At 63.1% G+C, this 24,867-nt stretch carries 27 protein-coding genes; 14 read left to right on the top strand and 13 right to left on the bottom strand.

Annotated elements, in window-relative coordinates; genetic code table 11:
* Window positions 1-2: 2 nt before the first annotated feature.
* From ACXYN8_RS08680 to ACXYN8_RS08715, 8 genes are all read left to right on the top strand, one after another.
* Window positions 3-1,121 (top strand): hypothetical protein, encoded by a 1,119-nt coding sequence (locus ACXYN8_RS08680; protein WP_458889030.1) that lies wholly within the window; start codon window positions 3-5, stop codon window positions 1,119-1,121.
* Window positions 1,118-2,038 carry a glycosyltransferase gene (locus ACXYN8_RS08685; RefSeq protein ID WP_458889031.1) on the top strand — a complete coding sequence of 307 codons (921 nt, stop codon included), beginning with the start codon at window positions 1,118-1,120 and terminating at the stop codon, window positions 2,036-2,038. The genes ACXYN8_RS08680 and ACXYN8_RS08685 overlap by 4 nt, the downstream gene beginning before the upstream one ends.
* On the top strand, window positions 2,035-3,324 hold the full coding sequence (locus ACXYN8_RS08690; RefSeq protein WP_458889032.1) for a glycosyltransferase: 1,290 nt from the start codon (window positions 2,035-2,037) through the stop codon (window positions 3,322-3,324). The genes ACXYN8_RS08685 and ACXYN8_RS08690 overlap by 4 nt, the downstream gene beginning before the upstream one ends.
* The gene (locus tag ACXYN8_RS08695) at window positions 3,321-3,911 is read left to right on the top strand and encodes an acyltransferase (protein WP_458889033.1); all 591 of its coding nucleotides are present in this window, start codon (window positions 3,321-3,323) and stop codon (window positions 3,909-3,911) included. The genes ACXYN8_RS08690 and ACXYN8_RS08695 overlap by 4 nt, the downstream gene beginning before the upstream one ends.
* Before the next feature lie 51 nt (window positions 3,912-3,962).
* Entirely contained in the window at window positions 3,963-4,928 is a 966-nt protein-coding gene (locus ACXYN8_RS08700; RefSeq protein ID WP_458889034.1) for an FkbM family methyltransferase, read from the top strand.
* A 78-nt stretch (window positions 4,929-5,006) separates the two neighbouring features.
* Window positions 5,007-6,317, top strand: coding sequence for a nucleotide sugar dehydrogenase (locus ACXYN8_RS08705; RefSeq protein ID WP_458889035.1), 1,311 nt, complete (start codon window positions 5,007-5,009; stop codon window positions 6,315-6,317).
* On the top strand, window positions 6,314-7,270 hold the full coding sequence (locus ACXYN8_RS08710; protein WP_458889036.1) for a Gfo/Idh/MocA family protein: 957 nt from the start codon (window positions 6,314-6,316) through the stop codon (window positions 7,268-7,270). The genes ACXYN8_RS08705 and ACXYN8_RS08710 overlap by 4 nt, the downstream gene beginning before the upstream one ends.
* On the top strand, window positions 7,267-7,851 hold the full coding sequence (locus ACXYN8_RS08715; RefSeq protein WP_458889037.1) for an acyltransferase: 585 nt from the start codon (window positions 7,267-7,269) through the stop codon (window positions 7,849-7,851). The genes ACXYN8_RS08710 and ACXYN8_RS08715 overlap by 4 nt, the downstream gene beginning before the upstream one ends.
* 6 nt (window positions 7,852-7,857) lie before the next feature.
* Here ACXYN8_RS08715 and ACXYN8_RS08720 read toward each other — a convergent pair whose 3' ends face one another.
* The 7 genes from ACXYN8_RS08720 to ACXYN8_RS08750 are packed head-to-tail and all read right to left on the bottom strand — an operon-like array spanning window position 7,858 to window position 14,459.
* Entirely contained in the window at window positions 7,858-8,412 is a 555-nt protein-coding gene (locus tag ACXYN8_RS08720) for a sugar transferase (protein ID WP_458889038.1), read from the bottom strand.
* A 6-nt stretch (window positions 8,413-8,418) separates the two neighbouring features.
* Window positions 8,419-9,309 (bottom strand): glucose-1-phosphate thymidylyltransferase RfbA, encoded by an 891-nt coding sequence (gene rfbA, locus ACXYN8_RS08725; RefSeq protein WP_458889039.1) that lies wholly within the window; start codon window positions 9,307-9,309, stop codon window positions 8,419-8,421.
* Window positions 9,306-10,169, bottom strand: a complete 864-nt coding sequence (gene rfbD / locus ACXYN8_RS08730) for a dTDP-4-dehydrorhamnose reductase (protein WP_458889040.1) — start codon at window positions 10,167-10,169, stop codon at window positions 9,306-9,308. The genes rfbA and rfbD overlap by 4 nt, the downstream gene beginning before the upstream one ends.
* 13 nt (window positions 10,170-10,182) lie before the next feature.
* Window positions 10,183-11,223 carry a dTDP-glucose 4,6-dehydratase gene (rfbB, locus tag ACXYN8_RS08735; RefSeq protein ID WP_458889041.1) on the bottom strand — a complete coding sequence of 347 codons (1,041 nt, stop codon included), beginning with the start codon at window positions 11,221-11,223 and terminating at the stop codon, window positions 10,183-10,185.
* The gene (rfbC, locus tag ACXYN8_RS08740; protein WP_458889042.1) at window positions 11,220-11,789 is read right to left on the bottom strand and encodes a dTDP-4-dehydrorhamnose 3,5-epimerase; all 570 of its coding nucleotides are present in this window, start codon (window positions 11,787-11,789) and stop codon (window positions 11,220-11,222) included. Before rfbC ends, rfbB begins: the two co-directional genes overlap by 4 nt.
* Before the next feature lie 47 nt (window positions 11,790-11,836).
* Entirely contained in the window at window positions 11,837-13,012 is a 1,176-nt protein-coding gene (locus tag ACXYN8_RS08745) for a hypothetical protein (RefSeq protein WP_458889043.1), read from the bottom strand.
* Between the two features lie 4 nt (window positions 13,013-13,016).
* Window positions 13,017-14,459 carry an O-antigen ligase family protein gene (locus ACXYN8_RS08750; protein ID WP_458889044.1) on the bottom strand — a complete coding sequence of 481 codons (1,443 nt, stop codon included), beginning with the start codon at window positions 14,457-14,459 and terminating at the stop codon, window positions 13,017-13,019.
* A 169-nt stretch (window positions 14,460-14,628) separates the two neighbouring features.
* On the opposite strand from ACXYN8_RS08750, the gene ACXYN8_RS08755 reads away from it, so the two are divergent.
* Entirely contained in the window at window positions 14,629-15,006 is a 378-nt protein-coding gene (locus ACXYN8_RS08755; RefSeq protein WP_458889045.1) for a hypothetical protein, read from the top strand.
* 30 nt (window positions 15,007-15,036) lie between these two features.
* Here ACXYN8_RS08755 and ACXYN8_RS08760 read toward each other — a convergent pair whose 3' ends face one another.
* The gene (locus ACXYN8_RS08760; protein ID WP_458889046.1) at window positions 15,037-15,939 is read right to left on the bottom strand and encodes a M48 family metalloprotease; all 903 of its coding nucleotides are present in this window, start codon (window positions 15,937-15,939) and stop codon (window positions 15,037-15,039) included.
* A gap of 252 nt (window positions 15,940-16,191) precedes the next feature.
* Here ACXYN8_RS08760 and ACXYN8_RS08765 point away from each other — a divergent pair, with 252 nt between their 5' ends.
* Window positions 16,192-16,419, top strand: coding sequence for a hypothetical protein (locus ACXYN8_RS08765; protein WP_458889047.1), 228 nt, complete (start codon window positions 16,192-16,194; stop codon window positions 16,417-16,419).
* A gap of 114 nt (window positions 16,420-16,533) precedes the next feature.
* Here ACXYN8_RS08765 and ACXYN8_RS08770 read toward each other — a convergent pair whose 3' ends face one another.
* The gene (locus tag ACXYN8_RS08770; RefSeq protein WP_458889048.1) at window positions 16,534-17,736 is read right to left on the bottom strand and encodes a M20 metallopeptidase family protein; all 1,203 of its coding nucleotides are present in this window, start codon (window positions 17,734-17,736) and stop codon (window positions 16,534-16,536) included.
* On the bottom strand, window positions 17,733-19,079 hold the full coding sequence (locus tag ACXYN8_RS08775) for a lipopolysaccharide biosynthesis protein (RefSeq protein ID WP_458889049.1): 1,347 nt from the start codon (window positions 19,077-19,079) through the stop codon (window positions 17,733-17,735). Before ACXYN8_RS08775 ends, ACXYN8_RS08770 begins: the two co-directional genes overlap by 4 nt.
* Before the next feature lie 107 nt (window positions 19,080-19,186).
* On the opposite strand from ACXYN8_RS08775, the gene ACXYN8_RS08780 reads away from it, so the two are divergent.
* Complete coding sequence (locus tag ACXYN8_RS08780) at window positions 19,187-19,936, top strand: phosphocholine cytidylyltransferase family protein (protein WP_458889050.1); 750 nt, start codon at window positions 19,187-19,189, stop codon at window positions 19,934-19,936.
* On the opposite strand, the gene ACXYN8_RS08785 is transcribed toward ACXYN8_RS08780, so the two are convergent.
* A complete protein-coding gene (locus tag ACXYN8_RS08785) occupies window positions 19,933-20,361 on the bottom strand; it encodes an HIT family protein (protein ID WP_458889051.1) in 429 nt (142 codons plus the stop codon). The two genes, ACXYN8_RS08780 and ACXYN8_RS08785, sit on opposite strands and share 4 nt — an antisense overlap.
* Window positions 20,358-21,518, bottom strand: coding sequence for a CDP-alcohol phosphatidyltransferase family protein (locus ACXYN8_RS08790; RefSeq protein WP_458889052.1), 1,161 nt, complete (start codon window positions 21,516-21,518; stop codon window positions 20,358-20,360). The genes ACXYN8_RS08785 and ACXYN8_RS08790 overlap by 4 nt, the downstream gene beginning before the upstream one ends.
* A gap of 119 nt (window positions 21,519-21,637) precedes the next feature.
* On the opposite strand from ACXYN8_RS08790, the gene ACXYN8_RS08795 reads away from it, so the two are divergent.
* Genes ACXYN8_RS08795 through ACXYN8_RS08805 form a run of 3 tightly spaced genes read left to right on the top strand, consistent with a single transcriptional unit; the run spans window position 21,638 to window position 24,317 of the window.
* Entirely contained in the window at window positions 21,638-22,669 is a 1,032-nt protein-coding gene (locus ACXYN8_RS08795; protein WP_458889053.1) for a diacylglycerol/lipid kinase family protein, read from the top strand.
* On the top strand, window positions 22,666-23,562 hold the full coding sequence (locus ACXYN8_RS08800; protein WP_458889054.1) for a hypothetical protein: 897 nt from the start codon (window positions 22,666-22,668) through the stop codon (window positions 23,560-23,562). Before ACXYN8_RS08795 ends, ACXYN8_RS08800 begins: the two co-directional genes overlap by 4 nt.
* Window positions 23,559-24,317: a nucleotidyltransferase family protein gene (locus ACXYN8_RS08805; protein ID WP_458889055.1), complete on the top strand. Its 759-nt coding sequence runs from the start codon at window positions 23,559-23,561 to the stop codon at window positions 24,315-24,317. The genes ACXYN8_RS08800 and ACXYN8_RS08805 overlap by 4 nt, the downstream gene beginning before the upstream one ends.
* Window positions 24,318-24,344: 27 nt before the next feature.
* Here the strand turns inward: ACXYN8_RS08805 and ACXYN8_RS08810 are convergent, their stop codons facing one another.
* The gene (locus ACXYN8_RS08810) at window positions 24,345-24,842 is read right to left on the bottom strand and encodes a DUF2141 domain-containing protein (RefSeq protein ID WP_458889056.1); all 498 of its coding nucleotides are present in this window, start codon (window positions 24,840-24,842) and stop codon (window positions 24,345-24,347) included.
* Window positions 24,843-24,867: the final 25 nt, after the last annotated feature.

Consider the following 24,867-nt stretch of genomic DNA (forward strand, 5'->3'; position numbering starts at 1 on the left):
CGGTGCAGGCAGCAACACTTCCAATTCAGCGGCGCGATAAAGCGCAGGACGAAGCGCGCAGGCGCATCGCGACGCCTTATCTGTGGGCGTGTTTCGTAATCTTCACCTTCGCCTTCTCGCTGTTCTATCCCGCGCTGAACTGGCCAGATGAAGCGTACAAGATCTCGACCCTCTACAATACCGACAACATCTACCTGAAGATCGTCGACTACCTTCAAGGGCAGTCGTGCACCGTTGCGTATTCGCTGGATCCGCGGGCATCGTTCGGCAGCAACAAGCTGTCGGTGAAGCTCCTGTCGGGAGACAGTTGCTACGCGGCCCTGAAAGCGATCAACGGCGCGATCATCATCCTGCTGTCGGCAATTGCGTGCATATTGTTGCGCGGCGATCGGGCCAGGATTTACCTTTACAGCATCATCTGGCCTGCCTCGATGTTCTATCTGACATCGATCAACAACCAGGTCGTGTTCCACATCGTTTCGCTGTATATCGGTGTGGTGCTGGCCTTCGGCGGTCGGCGAACCACTGCTCTGATCATATCGGTGCTGCTGCTGCCGATAGACCGGAGCTTCATCGGCCTTGCCCTGTTCCTCGTCATTCGAGAGGCCATCGGTTTCAGCCGGACGCTCCTCGTGCTCGGGGTGCTCGTATTCATTCTCGCGTTTGCCTTTCTGGGCCCGACGATCCAGTCGGTGTTCGATCTCCTCCTCGGCACAGGGGCCTTCGAGTTCGAGGGGGTCGTGTCGGCGAACGATCGCTATCGTGACAATTTCCTGGTAAATATCGCTCTGCTCGGCGGGTCGTTCGTCTATCTGGGCGGATTGTCGGCCGTGTTCGGCTACGGCATCGATTACGTGCTCTCCTATGTCTACGGCATCAAGCGCTTCCTGAAGGTTGAAGACAAGAAGCCGCTGGTGGACGATCTCATCGCCCTGCTGGCGTCGATGCTGGTAATCTATCAGGCCATCCCGACCATCGCGACGTTCCGGTATTACGTGTTCATTTTCCCCATGCTTTTCGTCCGGCTCGTCCCGCGAGAGCATCGGGCCGCCTACACGATGTACTGCGTGGTCAGCTCGATCATCTACCTGATCATGTCGCACACGATCCACCAGCTATGACGTCCCGCACCGTTCCAAAGATTGCCGTGCTGCTGGCGACCTATAACGGCGCGCGCTGGCTCGACGAGCAACTGGACAGCCTGTTCGCGCAGGATGGGGTGGAGGTGCAGATTTTCGTCAACGACGATGGTTCCGCGGACGGCACGCTCGCAATTCTGGATCGCTGGGCGGCTGATCGGCCCGTCACTGTGACGCAGCGCAAGGCCGGCGGGGCGGGGCAGAATTTCCTCGGCCTTCTGCGAGATACAGGGATTTCCGGTTTCGACTACGTCGCGTTTTGCGATCAGGACGACATCTGGTTGCCAACCAAGCTGGCAACCGCGGCGGCCCATCTCGCCCAATCCGTGGCCGGAGGCTATTCGTCCAGCGTGACGGCTTTCTGGGAGGATGGTCGCGAACTGCTGATCGACAAGGCGCAGCCGCAGCGGCGCTACGATCACCACTTCGAATCCGCCGGTCCGGGGTGCACCTTCGTCTTTCCGGCCGCCATGGCACTTCGCATACAGGCGGATTTGCGTGCGGCACCGGCCGAGCGGCTTTCGCAGGTCGCCCTTCATGACTGGTTCGTCTACTGCTGGGCGCGGTCTAACGGCTACGGATGGACGATCGATGACGCCCCGCTGATGCGGTACCGCCAGCACGATTCCAATGTGCTGGGTGCGGCTTCGAGCGCGGCAGCCAGGCGCGACCGGTGGGCCAAGATCCGCAACGGATGGTACATCGGCCAGGCGCGTCTGCTGGCAGGGCTGGTCGGCGCGACGGGGCTTCCGGCGGATTATCTCAAGCGCCCGACGATCGGCCGCCTGGTGCGGCTGGCAGTTCCTTTCTGGAAACTGCGTCGCAAGCCGACCCAGGGCGTGGTTGCTGCGCTTGCCCTGGCTCATGACTATCTCGCGATGCGCAAGGGGCTGCCGTGAGAGTTCTCTACGTTTCGTGGGGCGAGGTGCCGCGGCTTTCGAGCGTCTATGGCGGACAGCTGGTCAACGTCGCGGCCGAGATGCGGGCGCAGGACGCCGTCTCGTGGACTGGGCTGCTGGCTGGATTGCCGCTGATCCACAGCGGCCTCGTGCGTGAGAAGTGGCGTTTTCCTGCCGGGCTGCGGAAGATCGAGCGGATCCTCGGGCCGGGAAACTTTCTTCGGCGCTATCTTCCGGTGCCACCTGTCGGCGTTCATCCGACCCGGCGCGAACTCGGCCTGTTCAACTGGTTTCATACCCGGCGCATGGCGGCATTGATCGACAAACTGCGGCCCGATGTCGTTCACTGCCGATCCTATCTCGCCACCTATGCCGCGCACGAATGGCGCGCGCGCTCGCGGCACGATTTTGCCATCGTGTTCGACACACGCAGCGACATGCCGGGCGAGGGGCTGCTCAAGGAGCGGTGGGAGCCGGGCAGCCCGGACGACCTTTTCTGGCGCGCGACCGAACGCCGTCTGCTGATTGAAAGCGATGCCGTGACCGCGGTATCCCAGCCGCTGTGCGACACTTTCCGTGCCCGTTCGGAAGGGAAAGCGAATGTCCATCTCATCCACCTGAATGTCTCGCGACCGGAAGGAGAGGTCGAGCAGAGCTTGCCACCGAAGATGCCGGAAGGGCCCGTGTTCTGCTACTGCGGATACCTCGACTCAGATGGTTGGCATCATCCGCGCAACCTCTGGAGTCTCTTCGACGCCATCGCGCGGCATCGCGAGAATGCGCAATTGCTCGTCATCACGCGCACCCCGCATGATCGGCTCCGGAGCGATCTGGCATCCTCCGGTTTCGCACATCTGGCCGATCGCGTGCATTTCGCCCAAGCCGACAGCCCGACCCAGACAGTTGCGATGATGCGTCACTGCGACGTGGGCCTGCTATCATATTTCGACCCGTCCACTCCGGAAGAGCACGATGTCGCCAAGGGCGTTTTCGCGACGAAGACCGCCGAATATCTGTTCGCCGGATTGCCCGTGATTATCAACAGCGTGTGCGAAGGCGCAGCGCGTTTCGCGGTAGAGCATCGGGTCGGTATCAGTTACGACGACCCGATGAATATTACGGCAGCACAGTTGAACGAACTGATTGCGATGAAGGACGGTTCGCCCGATCACATCGCAGACGTTGCGAGCGACGCTTTCGCCATCACGAACAACTGCGGCAGGCTGGCGAGCATCTACGCCGATTGCATCGCATCACGTCGCGATCGAGGGGATAAGCGCAAATGAGTTCCTTACTGCGCCTTTCCTATCTCGCGATGCGTTTCGTGCAGGTGGTGCTCGGTAAAGTGACCGGCAGGCTGGTGACATCCCACGCCCTCAGGGGCAGTCCCGAGGCCAGGGATGTCGTTTTTCACGGCTCGTCGCGGATAATGCATCCCGAAAAACTCCACCTCGGCAGCAATGTGCACGTAAACTTCGGTGCCTACTGGGTCTGCGAGGGCGGGCTGACGATCGGCGACAACTGCCATTTCGGCAAGGGAACGACGATCTACACGCGCAATCACAACCATCGCGGCACCGCATTGCCATACGATCAGGAAAACATCGCGAGGCCGGTTTCGATCGGCAAGAACTGCTGGATCGGAGCCGAGGCCATCATTCTCCCCGGAGCGCGCATCGGCGAAGGTGTGATTATCGGTGCCGGCACAGTCGTGCATGGAGAGATACCTGCGCTATCGATCGTCGGTGCGGCAGCTCCGGTAAAAATATCCGAACGCGACCGCGTTCATTACGAACAATTGGAAAAGGACGGCCGCTACGGCGGCGTCAGCGGGAAATTATACACACATGACAAAAGCCAAACGCGGGATTGATCGGCGATGAGTGCGAGATCGATCTTTTGGAAAAGCTGCCCCGACTTTATCGTGGATGCCCTGTTCTCGGATCAGTTGCATGCTATCCGCAGCGAAGCGCAGTCCCTTTCCGTCGCAGACCACCGCGAGGTGGAGATCGACGGCCTCTCCTACCGCGAAATCACGCTCGACGATGGCGTCATCATCACCAGCGATCCTGCGCGTGAAAACGAAAGGCGGATCCTTGGTCGGATATGCGAGGAAAAAGGCCTCGACCGCTCCTATGCCAAGGCGCTGACCGATGCCGTCGTACGGTACAGGTATCCGCACACCGATGTGCCGACCATGGAAATGCCGTACGCGGATGGCCAGAAGCGCAGCTTCCACTTGCAGCACAAGGACCTGCCGCAACTCGATCCCGCGCTTACCGAACCGCAAAAGGCATTCCTGCGATCGCAATTCGAAATCGCGCAAGGCTGGACCGTCTTCGACATCGGGTGCTTCTACGGCCATGGCACGGTTCGGACGGCTCGCAAGGTCGGCGCCACTGGTAAGGTGATCGCGGTCGAAGCGATCCCCGCGAACCGCGCGGTCGCGGCGCACAATCTTGACCGCAACGGAATCGACAATGTCAGCCTGCACCACGCCGGGATATGGTCGGAAAAGGGAACCAAGGCGATCCAGGTTTCGTCCCGCCAGGCCAATTCCTTCCACGACGACGTGGTGCATTCGGATGGCACGATCACGATCCCGACCTTGTCGCTGTTGGAGCTGACGAAGGAGGCGGGCAAGCCTGCGGACCTGGTCACCCTCACCGTCAACGGAGCCGAGGTCGAAGCGATCGAAGCGTTATCGCATATGGATCGCAGCGATTTCCCGCATCGTATCATCATGCCAGGCTGGTATGCGAAGGATGGTCAGCCCCGCTCGATCATGCTCGCGCGTTCTCTGGAAGAACACGGCTATCGGGTCATGGTAACGTCGGGCGATTTCGTCATCGCGTGGCTGGAAGACAAGGTCCCCTTCGCGCAAGGCTGATGCGCCGGCGGCGCCATTGCGAACCCATGTAACAATAGCGAGCCAGACGGCTGCCAAAGCAAGCAATCGGATACGAAATTGACAAACACAGCTGAACTTATCTCGAAATTCGCATCGAAAGACGCGGTTATCGGTATTCTGGGGCTCGGTTACGTGGGCCAGCCGCTTGCGCTGAGATTTTCGGAGATCGGCTTCAAGGTCCTCGGCTTCGACATCGATGAGAAGAAGACCGCGGAACTGAACGAGGGACACTCCTCGATCGAGCATATCTCTGATGAGGAAGTGGCCAGTGCCAATGAACGCGGGTTCCGTTGCACCACCGATTTCGCGCAGACGGCGCAGGCCGACGCGCTTATCATTTGCGTGCCCACGCCGCTGAACAAGTATCGCGAGCCGGACCTGTCCTACGTCGTCAGCACCTGCGATGCGATCGTCCCTTATCTGCGGGCCGGCCAGATCGTTTCGCTGGAAAGCACGACCTATCCGGGCACCACGGAAGAAGAGATCGTCCCGCGGATCACGTCGACCGGACTGACGATCGGGGAGAACATCTTCTGCGTCTATTCGCCTGAGCGCGAAGATCCGGGCAACCTGCACTTCAGCACACACTCGATCCCCAAGATCGTGGGCGGCCATACCTCAGACTGTCTCGAAGTAGGCAGGGCGCTTTATGCCCCCGCTATCGAACAGGTGGTGCCGGTCAGCTCGACCAAGGCGGCGGAGATGACCAAGCTTCTCGAGAATATCCACCGGGCGGTCAATATCGGCCTGGTGAACGAGATGAAGATCGTGGCCGACGCCATGGACATCGACATCTTCGAGGTGATCGAGGCCGCGGCCACCAAGCCTTTCGGCTTCACCGCCTATTATCCGGGGCCGGGCCTTGGCGGCCATTGCATTCCGATCGACCCCTTCTACCTGACGTGGAAGGCGCGCGAGTTCGGTCTGCACACCCGCTTCATCGAGCTGTCCGGAGAGATCAACCAGGCCATGCCGGAATATGTCGTCGGCAAGGTGATGGAAGGCCTCAACGATCAGGGCAAACCGCTGAAGGGTGCAAAGACGCTCGTCCTGGGTATCGCGTACAAGCGGAACGTCGACGACATGCGCGAATCCCCTTCGGTCGAGATCATGGAAATCCTGCGCAAGCGCGGAGCCGACGTCGCCTACTCCGATCCGCATGTTCCCGTATTTCCGACGATGCGCGAACATCAGTTCGACCTGCAATCCGTCGCGCTCGACGCAGCGACGATCGCCGGATTCGACTGCGTGATCGTGGCGACGGATCACGAGAAATTCGACTACAAGATGATCGCCGACAACGCGAAGCTGATCATCGACAGCCGCGGCGTGTATCGCGACACCAACGAAAAGGTTATCCGCGCATGACGATTGCACCCAAGCGTTTCGGCCTGATCGGGGCCGCTGGCTACATCGCCCCGCGTCACATGATCGCCATCAAGGACACCGGCTCCGAACTCGTCGCGGCGTTCGACAAGAACGATTCTGTGGGCGTCATCGACAGCCATTTTCCGGAAGCCGAGTTCTTTACCGAGTTCGAGGAATTTGCCGCCTATCTGCAGGCGCAGACAAGGGCCGGTGGCGATATCGATTACATTTCGATCGCGTCCCCGAACCACTTGCACAATCCGCATATCCAGTTTGCGCTTCAGCGCGGCAGCGATGCCATCTGTGAAAAGCCGCTGGTCCTGCGCGCCAGCGAAATCGACGAGCTTTTACGCGTCGAGGCGGAAACCGGTCGGCGCGCCAACACGATCCTGCAATTGCGCTTGCACCCGGCGATCATCGCCCTGCGCGAAAGGGTCGCGGCGAAGCAAAGCGGCACGAAGGACGATGTCGACCTCACCTACATCACCTCGCGCGGGAAATGGTATCTGCGCAGCTGGAAGGGCGCGGTCGACAAGTCGGGCGGCATCGCGACCAATATCGGCGTGCACTTCTTCGACATGCTCAATTTCGTCTACGGCGATCTGCAGCACAGCGTGGTCCATCTGGCCGAGCCGACGAAGTCCGCTGGCTATCTCGAATTCGAAAAGGCGCGTGTGCGCTGGTTCCTGTCGCTCGACGTCGATGACGTGCCGGCGGAGGAGCGGGCCAAGGGCAAGCGGACTTTCCGCGCGATCACGGCAGCGGGCGAGGATATCGAATTCTCGGACGGCTTCACCGATCTGCATACGCGCAGCTACGAGGAAATCATTGCCGGGCGCGGGTTCGGCCTCGATGCGTCCCGCGTCGCAGTGGAGACAGTGGAGGGCATTCGCAACGCCTCCATCGAACTCGGCAAGGGCGAGGTTCACCCGCTGGTAGCGGCCCGGTCGTGACCCATTTCGTGCACGGCACCGCGGTCGTCGACGATGGCGCAACGATCGGCGATGGTTCGAAGATCTGGCATTTCACCCACGTTAGCGCTGGCGCGACGCTGGGGGAGCGAGTCTCGCTGGGGCAGAACGTCTATGTCGCCAACCGCGTGACCATCGGCGATGGCTGCAAGATCCAGAACAACGTTTCGGTCTATGACGATGTCACGCTGGAGGACGGGGTCTTCTGTGGCCCCAGCATGGTTTTTACCAACGTCATCAATCCACGCGCGCTGATCGAGCGTAAGGACGAGTATCGCAAGACCCTCGTCCGGCGCGGCGCGTCGCTGGGTGCGAACTGCACGATCGTGTGCGGCACCACGATAGGCCGCTATGCGCTGGTCGGTGCCGGTGCCGTGGTGACCAGGGACGTCCCCGATTTCGCCGTGGTCGCCGGTGTGCCGGCTTCGCAGATCGGCTGGGTGGACGAGGCGGGCGAGCGTCTGCCGCTTCCGCTAGATGGCGAGGCCACCCATACCTGCGAATCCAGCGGGAAAACCTATACGCTCAGCAATGGACGGGTAACATCGTCGGCAGCCGAGTAGCGGCGCCTACTTCCGCGCAGCGTCCCCGCGCCCCTTGCCCAGCGCCGTACGGACGAAGATCGACAGGTCGAGCGCCATCGTGCGCCGGCGCACATATTCACCATCGACAAGTGCCAGCTTGCGCGGCTGCGACATGTCCAAACCGTCAATCTGGGCAAGGCCGGTGATACCGGGCCGCACGGAAAAGGCGTCCTGTTCGCGTCGCGCCTCGATCAGTTCCATCTGCGACGGCAGGCAGGGCCGCGGCCCGACGAAGCTCATGGCACCGCTCAGCACCGCAAGGACCTGCGGCAGTTCATCTATCTTCGTCTTGCGCAGGAAGGGGCCCATCCGCGTCATCGACGCCGCGCCGACCTCGTGCGACGGCCTGTCGCCGGTGTCGGTCCGCATGGTGCGGAACTTGACGAGAGTGAAGGGCACTTCGTTCCGGCCGACGCGGGTCTGCCGGAAGATCGGCGAGCCGGGGCTGTCTAGCCGGATCAGCGGCGCCAGCACCGCCATCAGAAACAGCGTGGGCAGCAGGAGAACCAGTGCCGCCAGAAGGTCGAAAGCTCTCTTCATCGATATTCAGGCGGTCGGTCGCTGATCCAGAAGGCGGGCGAGATAGGCGCCGTAGTCCGTCTTCGCGAACAGTTCGGCGCGCTCGCGCATCTGATCCCGATCGATCCAGTTTGCTCCGAAGGCGATCTCCTCGAGGCATCCGCTTTGCAGGCCCTGCCGTTGCTCGAGCGTGCGCACGAAGTTCCCGGCGTCGAGCAGGCTGGCATGGGTGCCGGTATCGAGCCAGGCGAACCCGCGGCCCATCAGCTTCACGTCGAGCCTGTCTTCCACCAGATAGGTTTCGAGAAGCGTGGTGATCTCCAGTTCGCCGCGGGGCGAAGGCTGGACGCTCCTGGCCCTTTCCGGTGCGGTTCCATCGAGGAAGTACAGCCCGGTGACCGCGTAGTTCGACGGGGGATCGGCGGGCTTTTCGATGATCTGGTTGACCCGGCCGTCCTCGGCCATGCCGACGATGCCGTAGCGATGCGGGTCGGCGACGTGATAGCCGAAGACGCTCGCCCGATCGGTTTGCGCCGATGCGGATTTCAGCAGTTTCTGCAGGTCGTTGCCGAAAAAGATGTTGTCGCCCAGCACCATCACTGAAGGCGCGCCCGCGAGGAATTCTTCCGCGAGGATATAAGCCTGCGCCAGGCCGTCGGGCGATGGCTGGACGATGTAGGTAAACTCGACACCCCACTGGCTGCCATCGCCCAGCAGCCGTTTGAACTGGTCCTGATCTTCCGGCGTGGTGATGATCGCGATCTCGCGCGTGCCAGCCATCATCAACACCGAGATCGGGTAATAGATCATCGGCTTGTCGTAGATCGGAAGCAGCTGCTTCGAGACTGCCATCGTGATCGGATACAGCCGCGTGCCGGAGCCGCCGGCCAGCACGATCCCTTTACGCGCAACACTCATTTCGATTGCAATTCCCGTATTGTTTCAGCCAGATCGCGCTTCCAGTCGGCAACAGCCAATCCGAAGACGGCGTGTGCCTTGGTGCTGTCGAGACGCGAGTTCGCCGGCCGCTTTGCCGGGGTCGGATAGGCGCTGGTGGGAATGTCGACAACCTTCACGTCGAGACCCGACAGGGCGAAGATGTCCCGCGCGAAGTCGGCCCAGCTGACCGCCGGTTCTCCTGCGTAGTGATAGGTGCCGCTCTTCGCCGGGTCCGCGAGCAGGGCTTTTGCCGCTGCAAGACAGGCATCGGCCACGCGTCGGGCGCTGGTCGGCCCACCGATCTGATCGCCCACGACGTTCAGTTCCGTCCGCTCCGCGCCGAGCCGCAGCATGGTCTTCACGAAGTTCTGTCCGTCGGCGGAAAAAACCCAGCTGGTGCGGAAGATGGCGTGTGGCCCTCCGGCAGCGCGGACGGCTTCCTCGCCAGCCAGCTTGGAAGCTCCATAGGCGTTCACGGGGTCGACGGGATCGCCGGGCTGAAGAGGTTGATCGTGCCCCGCATTGAAAACATAGTCGGTGGAGATGTGGACCACGGGCACGTCGCGCCGCGCGGCGGCCTCCGCAATGGCGCCGGGGGTTTCGCCATTGATGACGACAGCGGCTTCCCGCTCGTCCTCCGCCCGATCGACTGCCGTGTAGGCTGCCGCGATCACGACGACGTCTGCATCCGAGCGGCTGACCAGCTCGGCACACAGTTCCGGCTGAGCGAAGTCAGCTTCCGCACGGCCATAGGCCTCCAGCGTGACGCCGGATTCCGAAGCCAGCCGCTGGAAGGCGCGGCCCACCATGCCATCCTTGCCGAACAGAAGGACTTTCATCGCCTGCGCCGCTTCAGCCCTTCGCGCCCAGTCGCTTGCCGACCCCGTCGCGATTCTGCAGCGCAGTCCACCACGCTTCATTGTCGAGATACCAGTGCACGGTTCGGCGCAGCCCTTCGTCGAGGCCGACGGTCGGTTCCCAGCCCAGCTCGTCGCGAATACGGCTCGCGTCGATGGCATAGCGCAGGTCATGGCCGGGGCGATCCGTGACGTATACGATCTGGTCGGAATAAGGCGCTTCGCCCGGGCGCAATTCGTCCAAGATCGCGCAGATCCTGGTGACGATATCGATGTTGCGGGCTTCGGAATTGCCGCCGATATTGTAGGTCCGGCCGTTCTTCCCGTTATGCAGGACATGCAGCAGCGCGGAGGCATGATCATCGACGTAGAGCCAGTCGCGAACGTTCTCGCCCTTGCCGTAAACGGGGATATCGCGCCCGCCGATCGCGTTCAGAATGACGACCGGAATGAGCTTTTCAGGGAATTGGTAGGGGCCGTAATTGTTTGAGCAATTGGTGACCACCACAGGCAGGCCGTAAGTCTCGCTCCAGGCGCGAACGAGATGGTCGCTCGACGCCTTCGAGGCCGAATACGGCGAGTTTGGCGAGTAGGGCGTATCCTCGCGAAAAAGGCCCTCGGCGCCCAATGTGCCGTAGACCTCGTCCGTCGAGATATGATGGAAGCGGAAGCCTTCCGGCTTGCCCGACGACTGCCAGAACTCGCGCGCGGCCTCCAGCAGGTGGAACGTGCCCATCACGTTGGTTTCCATGAACGCGCCCGGACCGTCGATCGACCTGTCGACGTGGGATTCGGCTGCGAGATGCATCACCGCGTCGGGGCGATGTTCGGAAAAGATCTGCTGGACAGCCGAGCGATCGCAGATGTCGGCTTCGACCAGCGTGTAGTTCGCATCGTCCTGAACATCGGCGAGATTGTCGAGACAGGCCGCGTAGGTCAGCTTGTCGAGATTGATGACAGTGTGACCGTCGGCAATCGCCTGGCGGATGACTGCCGAGCCGATGAAGCCGGCGCCTCCGGTGACGAGGATTTTCATGAATTGTCCTTGAGACTGAAAGGTGACTGGAATTCGGCGAAGCTGGGCGCTCCCGCGTCCTTCTGCGACAGCGTAGCGTCGGCTGGATCGAGAGGCCATGCGATCCCGATGTCAGGATCGTCGAAACTGACCGCTCCATCGCATTCGGGTGCGTAAACGTCCGAGCATTTGTACTGGACTTCGCAATCCTCCTCCAGGGTCATGAAACCGTGAAGGAAACCCTTGGGGACCAGCAACTGGTGCAGGTTTTCAGCCGACAGGGTTTCCCCGACCCAGTGCCCGTAGGTCGGCGAACCGCGTCGTACGTCCACCGCGACGTCGAAGATCGAGCCACGGGTGCAGCGAACCAGCTTGTCCTGCGCGTGCGGGGGCGATTGGAAATGAAGCCCGCGCACCGTGCCCTTGGCCGCGGAGTAGGACTGATTGTCCTGCACGAACACGATCTGGATGCCTTGATCGTTTGCGGTCCTAGCGTTGTATGACTCGAAGAAATAGCCACGGTCGTCGCCGAACTTGCGCGGCACGATGAGCTTTACATCGGGGATGCTGGTTTGCGTGATCTGCAATGTTTCGACCTCGTGAGGCAGATGGGCAAATGTGCCGGTGCCGGAGACTAGCCCCGCTGACTGATCCAGAACCGTATGGCGGCTGGGTCCCGGCTATCATCCCGCAGCCATAGTGACCACAGCTGCGTGGCGCAGTTCGCCGGGATTGCCATTTCGATGTCGCTGGTGTTGTCGGACCGGCCAATGGCGAACAGATAGTTCGCCGCCATGACGGGCTTCCCATCGCGAATGCAGGACAGGCGCCACTCCCCTCGCGGTTCGACGCCGCCGGATTGCTCGGCGCCAATGGAGAACTTGCGCGTGCCTGCGGGATAGGTCGTCATGCGCTCCAGCGCCAGCGATTGCTGGTCGGAGAACAGGGTGATCTCCGCATATCCGCGCGTGGAGAGGATGGCCTCGACCTCGGGCGTGCGCTTGAAATCCCAGGTCAGCGGCTTGAAAGCATCGTTGACGGTCTCGTTGGAGAACTCGAACGATTGCAACGCTTCGTCCTGCAGGCCGAGCCTGCTGGCGAGGGCGCGAGCTTCGGTATAATATCCGCGGCGGGCCGTACTGTCGATCAGTCGCACCATCGACGGACGATCGAGTTGCGCGACCACGGCAGGCTTTTCCAGCAAGGCCCGCGCCAAGTTCTGCGGCGCGTCGGTCGTGGGGGCCGCCAGCTTCACGAAGTCATCGAACCACGGTCGCTCGACATAAGCGGACATCGCCTCGCGCCCATCCGGATCGCCCAGGATCGCAACCAGATAGGGCGCGATCTGGTTGAGAACGCGCGGTCGCACCGCCAGCGCACGGTCGAGATGCGCGACAGCCTGAACGTGATCATTCTTCTGCACCGCCAGTGCCAGCAGGCCGAGCTGGGTTTGCAGATCGCGCCGCGAAACCGTCTGGGCAAGCTCGAGATATTCCGGCGGAAGCGCGGCGCCCCCTCCGGCACGCGCCAGACCGAGCAAGCGGATCGCGTCGGCATCGAGCGGGTCGCGTCGAAGCACCAACTGGGCCAGGGAGGCGATCTGATCGGCGTCGGAAAGCGAAGGCGCAACCGGGTCGATGCCCTGCGCGCGTGCTTCCAGCTGATAGGCCGGGTCGATCTGCACGAATGTCGGGGCGGAAGATTTCTCCACCTTGGTGAAGTAGCCCCACGCGGCATCGTGAAAGGCAAATCCGGCCACGACGAGTGCGACAAGCGAAATAATAACGCTTCGGACAGTGATGCGCGACATGGCGTTAATCCCCCGAACGCGAGATATGAGTGGCGGAGGTCTCTCTGTTTCCGCCGCGCCAGAGCCACACGCACGCGAACATCAGCAGGCACGAAAGCGCCGGAGTGCGAAGCGGATAGTCGGCTGCGGACGCAATCAGCATGATCACGATGATCGTCAGTCCCGCCTTGGCCAGAGAGCGCTCTCCACCCTGCGATGCGCGGCTGCTTTCCTGTCGCCTTCTGACCAGTCGATAGGCGGCAAGGCCCACGGCCACGATCGCTGCCGCGACGAGCAATACGCCGGGTATGCCGGCAGTCAGCGCGATCTCGAGATAGTCGTTGTGGACATGGTTGAGGTAGGCAGGGGCCAGCATGGCTTCCGGTTCGTGCATACGGAATACCGGGACGATCGATCCGATGCCCGAGCCCCACGGACCATAGTCTTGGGCAAGGCCCCACACGATCGGCGTGATGTCGGCCCTCATGTCTCCGGAGATGGCATCGCCGAACAGGCGGTCGAATGCCGTGCCGCGGCCCAGGGTGACGGTCACGGTGGCCAGAAGGACAACACCAAGGCCGATGATCGCCATAGGGGCGTAGCGCGAAACCTGGCTGAACTTCGATTTCGACGAGCGCTTCACCGGCGTCGGTTTTGCCGGAAGACCGGTAATCCACAGGACCCCGAAAAAGCCGACGAGGGAGGCGACCAGACCCGCGCGCGAGCCGGTGACGAGAATCAGCGGAACCACCGCGAGCCCTGCTGCCAGCGCGATCACCGTTTGCCGGTCGAACGACCTGGGGGGATGATCGCGCTGCTCCGACCGGCTCATGCGCCACCATGCCGCCAGCAGGGGGAAAAGTGATGCAAGGAAGACGGCCTGATGATTGCGGTTTGCAAACAGGCCGGGAGGAGCTCCGCGATTGGTGATGCGATAGAAGTATGCGCCCGACGAAGTACCGCCGGCGAACTGCGCAGCGGCCAGCGTAATACTGATCGCGCCGAGGATCAGCACGACGAGAAGGAGCGTACGCTGCGCGCGAGCATCCAGCTGGGCTGCAAGCACCAGCGCTGCCGTCGGGATGACGAGCGCCCACAACCCATTCCAGCTACCCTCCGGATGCATCGACAAGGGCCGCCACACGTTCTCGATACCCGCGAGATCATCGATCCGCACGATGATGTCGCGACCGGGCAGGGCTTGCCAGAGCGACGGCGGCAGCGGCAGGAGATGCAGGACCGCCAGCGCCCAGACCGCCCCAAGCAGCGTGAAAAGGGCGGGGTATCTCGACAAATGCTCCCGGCGGAGCGTCAGGAGTCCGGCGCCGAGCAACAGGACCGCGGCTGGGCGCAGCCACATCAGCGAGAGAATGTCAGCGCGCGATCCGCCCCCGAACAGGAAGCACAGCACCACCAGGCCGACCGAAAGACCGACCGGCGTCGTCGACGCGCGAGCCAGATCGCTCAAGCTGAATTTGCGAGACGCTTCAATCCTTGAGCGCCGACTATTATGTGTTCGTGCCATCGTTTAAGTCGATCGTAGCGGGAGCCGAAACGAACCGGCGATAAGGAGGCGCGCCACTAGCAGCGCGGCTTGGCCCGGTCCAGCGTTGACGATCCAAACCTGAAGAAGTGACATGACCGCATTCTGGAGTGATTCAAAGACGACCATGGTCATGGATCTCGGCATTAGCCGCGATGCAGCGCACGTACTTGTGGGTCTGGCCATCTTCCTTCTGGCAGCAGCCATATTGCGCCGTTCGGTGCTGAGTTTCTGGCCGTGGTTCATCCTGTTCTGCGCCGAGTGCGTGAACGAGATAAACGATTTCTGGCGCTGGGGCGGGTACGAACAAGCGCCGGACTATCTGAAAGCCGATCTGTTCCAGGATATCTGGCTGACGTTCCTGACGCCCGCGCTGATCAGTCTGATCGTGCTTGCCTGTCCCACCGTGTTTGCCGCACCCCGGTGGCGCAATCCGCCGGAAGTTCCGCTACCCGACGACGAGCCTCAATAGGAGACAGCCGGTGCGCCGAAACTGCCGGGGCTAGCGACCGGCTGACGCGATTTCCGCCTCCATCAGTTCGGCACGCCCCTTTGCCGAGGGGTAGATCCGGCTTCGCAACAGGCCGCCGGAGATGCTCTTGCCCACACTGGACCGCCAGAACTGGGGGCCAGCGGAGGGATCGAGCCCTGCATCGGCCAGCAGGTGCACGCTCAGGCGATCGGCTTCGATTTCGGCTTCGCGCGCCAGACGCGCACTCTTGCCGAATTCACCGAGCAGCCCTTTCTTGACGTCGGCTTCGTCGAGCCTTTCCCTGTGCTGGAGGACGGCGTGCGCGAGTTCGTGAGCGAGAATGACGGCGAGCTGGCTATCGTCGACCTCTTCCAGAAGCTTCGACGATATCTGTATGATCGATCCGTCCGAACGCGCGAACCGCCTGCTGCCGGGCACCTGTTCGACCAGGATGCGGCAGGCGGGACGTGCGGGTATCGCCACATCGCTCAGGCCAGCAGAGCTTGCCATGTGCAACACCACGTACTCCTCCGCAGGTAGCGATGCGAGCGCATCGAACGCCCGCAGGCGCAGCTGCCGTTCGTCACTGCTCGACGTCTCCGTGCGCCATGAGCCGATCCCGGTAAGCCAAGCGCCCGGCGCAATGCCGGCAGACCGCGATGGGGACGGGTCGCCGACCGCCAGGACAGCCAGCGGCCGTTCGGGAGGGAAAGCGCGCTCGCGATATTCCTCAGAAGACGCTGCATACTGGTCCCGGCTGTGCATGATCAGCCCGATGTTCGGCATCGTTTCCTCGCACCGGTTCGCGCTGGCGATCAGCATGCGGTCGGAGAGGTCGAGCAGTCGCTGGTCCTGCCGTGAGATGTCGTCCGGAGACGCCGCAGAGACCGGTGTAGCGAGCGCAGCGAGTGCAAGCGTCACGACGCAGTGCATGGGGCGCAGTTTGCTCGGAAATGGAAGCAATTGGAACATCGGGATGGCAACTTTGCGGGTTGTGGGAACCACTATGAATTAACGGGTTTTTCACCATTGCGCGTCATTTGAAATATCCGCGCCGTATACAGGATGAATGGCGTTAAACAGTTCTGTAAATGGGATAATGGCGGTTGACGCCTATGGGGCCATCCCGTAAGTGTCGGCACGAGTTTGAAGAATCGCAACAATACAAACGGAAATGAGGCCGGAATGCGTAAGACTGTTATGACCATTGCCGCTGCCAGCTTGATGGCCGGTTCGACCATCGCCCAGGCTGCACCTGTCCAGGCTGATGCCGCCCGCGCTGGCGCACAGATCGAAGACAGCGAAAATCTTTTCGGTAGCACCCTGCTCCCGATCATTCTTGCGGTTGCTGCTGCAATCGTGATCATCGCCGTTTCGAGCGATGACGAAGACGAATTTCCCTACTCGCCGTAGTATGGGGCCCGTTTCTTCGGGCAATACAATTCAAAAAGCCCCGTGTCACTCCGGTGACGCGGGGCTTTTTTATTGGCCGGTAATTGGCCGGTAGCGGTCATCATCGGAACGTGTTCAAAGGCTGGAGAACCCTTCCCGAAGAAAACGGGTTGCGCAGCCTGCCAGCAACGCTGCCCCGCGCGGCATGGCTCTTTCGTCCAGCATCATGCGGCTGGAATGGATGCCGCAACAATTGGTCCAGTCGGCGCCGTCCTCTGCCACGCCGAGGAAGATCATTGCCCCCGGGGCCTTCTCCAGCACATAGGCGAAATCTTCGGCGCCCATGATAGGCGCGTCGAGATCCTCCCACATTTCCCGACCGAAAAGCTCGTGCGTCACGGCCTTGCCCAATGCGACGGCGCGCGGGTCGTTGATGGTGACGGGGAAGCCTTCCTCGATCGTGACGGTCGCGTGTTGTCCGTGCGCCTTGGCGATGCCTTCGGCCACTGCGCGCACCTCATTGCGAGCGCGCTCGCGGTGTTCGCGCGATAGCGTCCGGATCGTTCCGCGCATGGTCACGTTGTCGGGAACGACGTTGTAGGCTGTGCCCGCGTTGATCTGCGATACGGTCACCACCACGGCGCTCGCGGCATTGAAGCGCCGCGTCACAGCGGATTGAAGGGCGGTCACGATTTCGCAGGCAACGGGCACCGGGTCGGCCGTGTCGTGCGGCATGGAAGCATGGCCGCCGCGCCCTTCCACCACGATGGTCAGCTGGTCCGCTGCCGCCATCATCGGGCCGGGACGGCAGGTGACCATGCCGAATTTCGCGCGCGGCATGACGTGAAGAGCAAAGGCCGCGTCCGGCAAGGGAGTCATCAATCCGTCGTCGAGCATGAATCGCGCGCCGTGATAGCCTTCCTCGCCCGGCTGGAACATCAGGAGCACCTCGCCGGCCAGTTCCTCCTTCCGCTCCCACAGGATGCGTGCCGCACCCGCGAGCATGGCGGTATGCGCGTCATGGCCACAGGCGTGCATCCTGCCGGGGATGGTGGATGCGAAGTCGAGACCGGTGTGCTCGTCCATTTCCAGCGCGTCCATGTCGCCGCGCAGCAGCACCCTGCGACCTGCCGAACCGCCCTTCAGCACCGCGACCTGTCCGGTGGTGGAGGGTCCTTCGCGCCATTCGAGCGGCAGGTCGGCGAGTTCTTCGCGCACCTTGGCCATGGTCATCGGCGTGTGCAGCCCGGTTTCCGGCTCGGCATGGATGGCGCGCCGCAGGCTCGTCAGCCGGTCGCCAAGCGCTTGCGCGCGTTCGAGCAGCGTGTTGTCGTTCATGCCGTGTCCTTCTGATCGATCGTTCCGGCCTCCATCTGCCGCAAGGTCCACCAGGCGAGAGTGCCGAGGGCAAGGTAACCCACTGCCGCGCCGAATGACACAGACCACGCTGCCGCGCTGACGCCGCCGCCCGTCGTGAGCAGCAGCATGGCGAACAAGGCGACAACGGCGACAAGGCGCGCCAGCAGCGAATAGCGCGCGCGGCCCGTCGCGTGGAGCACCGGTTCGAATGCGACGCTTGCGAGTTCGAAACTGGCAGCAAGCGTCAGCGGGATCAGGATGATGTAGCCGCCGCGGAAGTCCTCGCCACCGAGCAGTTCCATGAGGTAGCCGCCGCCCGCCACCACGGCCGCGACCACCACAGCGCCGGCGGCCCCGGCAATTCGCGTGGTCTGGATCGCGAGCTTGCGGAACTCATGCACGTCGGAGGAAACGCGCGCCCGCGCGATTTCCGTATAGACCGCGCGGGTCAGGAGAGTGGAGAGCTTGCCAAGGCCCTGCGCCAGTTGCTGTGCGAGGCGGTAGAGGCCCGCCGCCTTGGTGCCCACGAAATAGCCGACGGCGAGCAGCGGACCGTGCTTGAACGCGGCGTTGAGAGTCGCGCTGGCATAGGTGATACCGAAGAAGCGGACGACACCCTCGTTCTCCTGCAAGGTGGTGCGGACGTCGCGCAGGTAAGAAAGGCGAACGGCGTCAGGACAGAGGTATTTCGCCATTGCCCAGTAGATCGCCGCTTCCAGCAAGTCGATCACTGCCCAGGCGATGAGGAATTTGCCGAGGCTGGGACCGGTCAGCCAGATCGCGGCTGCTGCCGCGAGCCGCCCGATCGGCACGATCGCCTCGACATAAATCGCCATGTCGAACCGGTCGAGCGCGCGCACGATGCCGGTGGGGGCCGAAACCAGCGCCCACAGCGCGGCGACGTTGAACCAGAAAGCGGTATCGACCAGTTGCGGGTTCAGATCCAGCACGTCGCCGAACTGGTAGATGGCCACATAGGCAATCACGCAGCCGATCATCGCGCCGATGGCATCGAGCAGGCCCGCCAGTGTGCCAAGCCTGCCCAGTGCGCCCCAGTTCTGCTTATGGACGTGCTCAGCCCCATATTTCACGACCGTGCGCCAAGTGTCGAAGCCGGTAAGGGCAATCAGCGCCTGGCTGGTTCCGAAGATCAGCGAGAAATGGCCGAACTCCTTGAGGCCGAGCGACCGGGTCAGGATCGCCAGATAGACCAGCGAACAGACCGCGCCGAAACCCTTGCCGCCCGCCAGCCAGGCGAGGTTGGAGAACATCCGGCCGAGCAGGGTCTCGGGTTGTTTTCGTCGGGAAACCTTGGCGGCCATTGCGTGTGCTTTGGACGAGCGGGTGATGCCGCGCAAGCATGGCGAGAGCGGCCCGTGCCATCGTGCAACGTTGCGGCGCCCCGCTTCCGGACCTAAAGGCGGTTTGCATGATCGAACATGCAATTCTCCTCAGCGCCGGGCAGGGCTCGCGCTTGCTGCCACTCACCGCCGAAAACCCCAAGTGCCTGATCGAGTTTTCGGGCCGCACGCTGATCGAATGGCAGATCGAGATGCTGGCGCGCGGCGGGGTGAAGCATATCGACGTGGTGACCGGATTCCAGACGGATCAGGTGGAGGATCTGCTCAGCGCGCACCGCGACCCCCGTGTCACTGTCGAGTGCCACTTCAACCCGTTCTACAAGGTGGCCGACAATCTCGGCTCCTGCTGGATCGTGCGCGAGAAGATGATGCAGGACTTCCTCATCCTGAATGGCGACACACTGGTGTCGGAGGATATCGTGCGGAAGGTGCAGCAGGGTGGGGGTGACTGGCCGATAGCCGTCACCGTCGACGTCAAATCCGCGTACGACAGCGACGACATGAAGGTCGAACGGGACGAAGACGGTAGACTTCTGAACATCGGAAAGACGCTGACGGCGGACCAGAGCAATGCGGAATCGATCGGTTTCCTGGCGTTCCGGGGCGAGGGGCCGGAGCTATTCCGCGAAGCCGTGCGTCACGCCATGCGCACGCGCGAGGGGGTGGAGCACTGGTACCTGAAGGTGATCGACCAGATTGCCGATACCGGCAAGGTCGGCACCGTCTCCATCGAAGGGATGGACTGGGCCGAGGTCGATTTCCTCAACGATATCGAGATTGCGACCGCGCTGACCGACCGCTGGATGTCCGCCCGCTAGGCCAACAGCGGCTTGAGTTCGGCAACCAGCCCGGCAATGTCTTCGTCGCTCAGCGAGACGGCATGGCCGAGGTCCGGTACCTTGGGCCAGCCCACGTCGACGAATTCCTTGTCGCTCCATTCGCGTGCACCTTCGTAGCGCGGCAGGACGTGGAAATGGACGTGCGGGTCGACCATCATCAGCATCAGGTAATTGAGCTTGGCATAGCCGGTGAACTGCCGAAGCGCGTTTTCGATGGCGGTGCTGACTACGGAAAGCTCCGCGTGCGCTTCGGCGGGAAGTTCGGAAAAGGCCTCGGCATCGGACTTGGCTGCCAGCACGAGACTGCCGAGCGTCGGCTGGGCCGGGCGCAGCAGGACCACCCAGTGATTGAACTCCTTCAAAAGCGTGGCGGGATGGCCGAATTTCGCGATAGTATCATTCATGCAGCGTCTCCTGCCAGCCAGCTGGTGAGCGGTGCGCCCTTCCTGGCGCGGGCGATTTCCGCCTGAACCAATTGCACCGAGTGAACCACTAGCGACAGCACGGTCCAGATCGCCACGACGATCAGGCCGAGGTCGGGGCGGGCAAAAAGCAGCGACACGAACAGGATGACCATATTGGGATTGCGCCGCGCGGTGATGAGGCGGAACTGGCTGTCGAAGCGCCGCCACACGTGGATGTGCATCATCGAATTGCGCCGCATGAACACGCCTTCGATCAGGCGCTGGACGATGTAACCGCCCTGTATGGCGCCCTGCACCAGCCAGAAGGTCGTGCTGTCGTATTCGAGGTTCCACGCGGCGAGGCCGGTCGCCCAGAACCACCACCAAAAGGGCGGGTGGACGAGGTCGATGCCGTGGTCGAAGATATTGCCCCACCAGCTGGAGGTGATGGTGCAACGCGCCAGCTTTCCATCCACGGTGTCGAGCACCATGAACACCAGCCCCATCGCCAGACCGGCCCAGTAGTGTCCCCATGCAAAGGCGAACGTCGCTGCCAGACACATCGCCGCACCGATGGCGGTCACCATGTTCGGCGTCATGCCGATGCGCGCGGCAATACGGGTGAGTACCAGCGCCCATTCCGGCCAGAGGTACTTGGTCAATATGTCCGTGACGCCTTTGTAGGCACCGAAATAGCTCGCCCGTTCGATGGCTCGCACGCTGCCTGGTTCGAGCGCCGTAAGGAACGGAGTTTCGCGCTTTCGCAGGGACTTGTTCACGATGGTCGGATTATCTTCCATCGCCACGACGTTCAGCCCGTCAGCCGCGTCGAGGGGGGCGTTCGCCAGCATCGCCTCGCGCAGACGCTTGGCCGCTGCACGGTTCGGCGCGTGCGCCAGCGCAGGCACGCCGCGGCTCGTCAGCACCATGCCCGGCTGATCGACGATATGGCGCAGCCACGCCGGGTCGTAGGCGAAGCCCGCATTCGACAGGATCACCGCCCCTTCGCTTTCGCCGTCGATCACCCGCAATTGCGAGGCGTTGGCCATGCGGCGGTTGCGTTCCGCCATGGTCAGTCCCCAAAGCCGCACGGGATTTTCGCCCACGGTGCTCAGACTGGCAACCGGCTGGCTCGCGGAAATGCTGGAAGCGCTCATGGTCTACGCGCTTAGTGCGATGCACCGGGCCGCGCAACGCCGCTGGTTTCGCCCCGGGACGGACCGTGGAGCGCTGAAAGCGCGTGATTCGGCGCGCGGCTGGCGCTAGGCGGTTCGGCATGAGCCGGTCGATCTACCAGTTTCAGGACTTGCCGCAGGAAGAACGCGCCGCTGCGCCCATTGCGCGCGCGCCGGTGCAGCCGGTCAAGGCCGATCGCCTCGTCGGAATCCTGCGCAATCCCCGCAGCTATCGCAACAAGGCGCGCGACGCGCAGATCGCCGACCGCAGCAACGTTGTTCTGGCCGAGCCTGCCAATCGCGACGCCATTCCCGAAGTGCTTGCGGATTTCGCGCGGCGGGGCGTGCATTATCTCGTCATCGATGGCGGAGACGGCACGATCCGCGATGTGCTGACCGCCGGAGCGCCGATATTCGGCGCGAACTGGCCGCGGCTGCTGGTGCTGCCGTCGGGCAAGACCAACGCGCTGACGGTCGATCTGGGGATGCCACGCAATTGGAGTCTCGGCGACGCGCTCGACGCGATCGAGACCGGCGGCCGGATCGAGCGCAATCCGCTCGCCATCCGCCCGGCGGACGGGCGTTCGGGACTGGTGCAGGGTTTCATCATGGGGGCGGGTGCCTTCGCCAAGGCGACCGAGGCCGGGCAGACCGCGCACCGCTGGGGCGCATTCAATTCGGTGGTCGTGGCGGTATCGGCGATCTGGATCGCGCTGCGGACCTTTTTCGGCACGAAGGCCAGCCCCTATCGCCGTGGCAGCCGCATGGATGTGGTGCTGGAGCCGGATGGCGAGCGACTGCCCCATGCCGGTCGCGGCGACCGGTCGCGGCGCTATTTCCTGCTTGCATCGACGCTCGAACGCTTCCCGATCGACCTGAAACCGTTTGCCAACCTTCGCGAGGGGCTGCGGATTGCCGTGATGGACGAACCCCGCCGCCGCCTCCTGCTATCGCTGCCGCTGCTCGCCTTCGGCTGGCACGGCAATTGGGTGCGCAGGCACGGCGTCCACCGCAAATGGGCGGAGGAATTCACCATCGCGACCGAAACGCCGTTCATCATCGATGGCGAGGCGTTCCCCCCGGGCAAATATGTCGTCGCCCAGGGGCCGCGCCTGCGCTTCGTGACGCCGTGAGCAGCAGGCTCGACCAACGCATCGCACAGGCTCTTGCCGCCCCGGTCGCAGAACCGGCGCAGGATTTCGCGCGGCAGCTTGCCAGCGAGCGGGACGATGCGCTGGCGGTGCTGTTCTACGGATCGAACCTGCGCACCGGCGAATTGGAGGGCGTGCTCGATTTCTACGTCCTGACCGACGGCCCGCCGGAAAGCCGCATCTGGCCGCTCGTCAGCTACCGGGAATGGGACCATTCCGGCATCACGTTGCGCGCCAAGATCGCGACGATGTCGCTCGCTAAATTCACTTCGGCAGCCTCCGGCGAAAGCCGCGACACTACGATCTGGGCACGTTTCGTGCAGCCGAGCGCGCTCGTCTGGAAGCGAGACGATGCCGCCGCCAGCCGGGTACGAGCCGCTGTCGGCGAAGCGGCCCGCACCGCCGCGCGGCTGGCAGTCGCACTGGGCCCGGAGGAGGGTACGGCAGGCGATTACTGGCGCGCGCTGTTCCGCGAAACGTACCGCGCCGAATTCCGCGTCGAGAAGCCGGGACGCGAGGATTCCATCCTGTCCTTCAATGCCAACCATTTCGACGGGCTGTTGCCGCTCGCGCTGGAGGCTCAGGACATTGCCGTGGCGCGGTCGGGTCCGCTTCTGCGACCCGCGATGCCGGCGCACAGTCGCGCGGGAATCCTGCGCTGGTGGAAAAGCCGGCGGCGGCTGGGCAAGCCGCTCAACATCGCGCGGCTGGTCAAGGCGAGCACGACCTTCGACGGCGCGGCCCGCTACGCTGCCTGGAAGGTGGAGCGTCATACGGGCGTGGCCGTCGAACTGACCCCGTGGCGCGAGCGTCACCCGATCCTCGCCGCGCCCGGCGTGTTGTGGCGCGTGTGGCGGGCGAAAGCCGCGCGGTGAGCGAACTCTCTGCCCTTATCCTCGCCGGTTCGCGACCGGGTGCGCCCGACCCGGTGGCCGAAGCGGAAGGCGTGCCGCACAAATCGCTAGCGCTGGTCGAAGGGCGCAGCTCTCTGGCCCGCGTCCACGCCGCCCTTTGCGCGGCCGGAATTGCGCGGGTGGTGGTATCGGCAAACGATCCCGCAGTCATTGCCGAGGCACAGCGGCTGGGCGCAGACGTGCTACCCCCGGCTGCCGGGCCGAGCGACAGCGTCGCACGGGTCTTCGCACAGATGGGCGCGCCGCTGCTGGTAACGACTGCCGACCACGCGCTGCTGGAGGCCGACTGGGTGCGCCAGTTCGTGCGCGATGCCGGAACCGGCACCGATGTCGCGGTGGGCTTGGCGCGGCGCGAGGCGGTCGAAGCCGCGCTGCCCGGCGCACGGCGGACCTGGCTGCGGTTCGCCGACGGCGAGTGGTCGGGCTGCAACCTGTTCCTGCTCGCGCGCCCGGATGCGCAGAACGCCATTTCGGCATGGCGCGAGGTCGAAGCCGACCGCAAGCGCCCTTGGCGCATCGCCCGGCGGCTCGGCTTGTCGACGCTGTGGGATTACTGGCGCGGTCGCCTCACTCTGGCGGAGGCGATTGCGCGGCTCGGCAAGAGGCTCGGCGTGACATCGAAGCTCGTGGCGATGGAAAATGGCCGCGCGGCGATCGACGTCGACTCGGTCGCGGATCTGGCAACCGCGCGGCTGCTGGCATCCCGGACGCTGTGACCCCGCGTCCCGTCCGGGCCAGTGCGATCACATGTATTTCATCTGGATCGCGATGCGCGACACGCCCGGCCCGACATTGAACGCGGTCTTCTTGTAGCTCGGCTTGCCGAGGTTGAAGACGCTGATGCTGGGATTGTTCGACATCCCGCCGCCGTCGGAACGAAGGTCTGTGTCGCCATTGCCGTTCACATCGTGGCGTACGGCGATACCGTAGGAACCGCTGGTCGGCACGGGCATGCAAAAGGTCATCGTGCCAGCGCGGGCCGGCACTTCGATGCGGTTGAGCCAACGGCCCGATTCGAGCCATTCGGACCCGTTCGCGCGATAACTCTGCACGCGCAGTTTGCCGCTGGACGACTTGATGCCCGACACGGTGACGCGCACCGCCGGACCCTTGCCCGCCGCGCATTGCGAGAGGTCGTTGCCGATCTTGTTACGATACTGCGCCATCGCGGGAGTGGCCAGCAACGCGCCGCCGAGCGCGAGCGAAGCGGCCGCTGCCGTCAGAATGGATGCCTTGGTCATAAGCTGCCCTCGAAATTGTCCTGTG

It is taken from the genome of Altererythrobacter sp. CAU 1778, assembly GCF_054482795.1.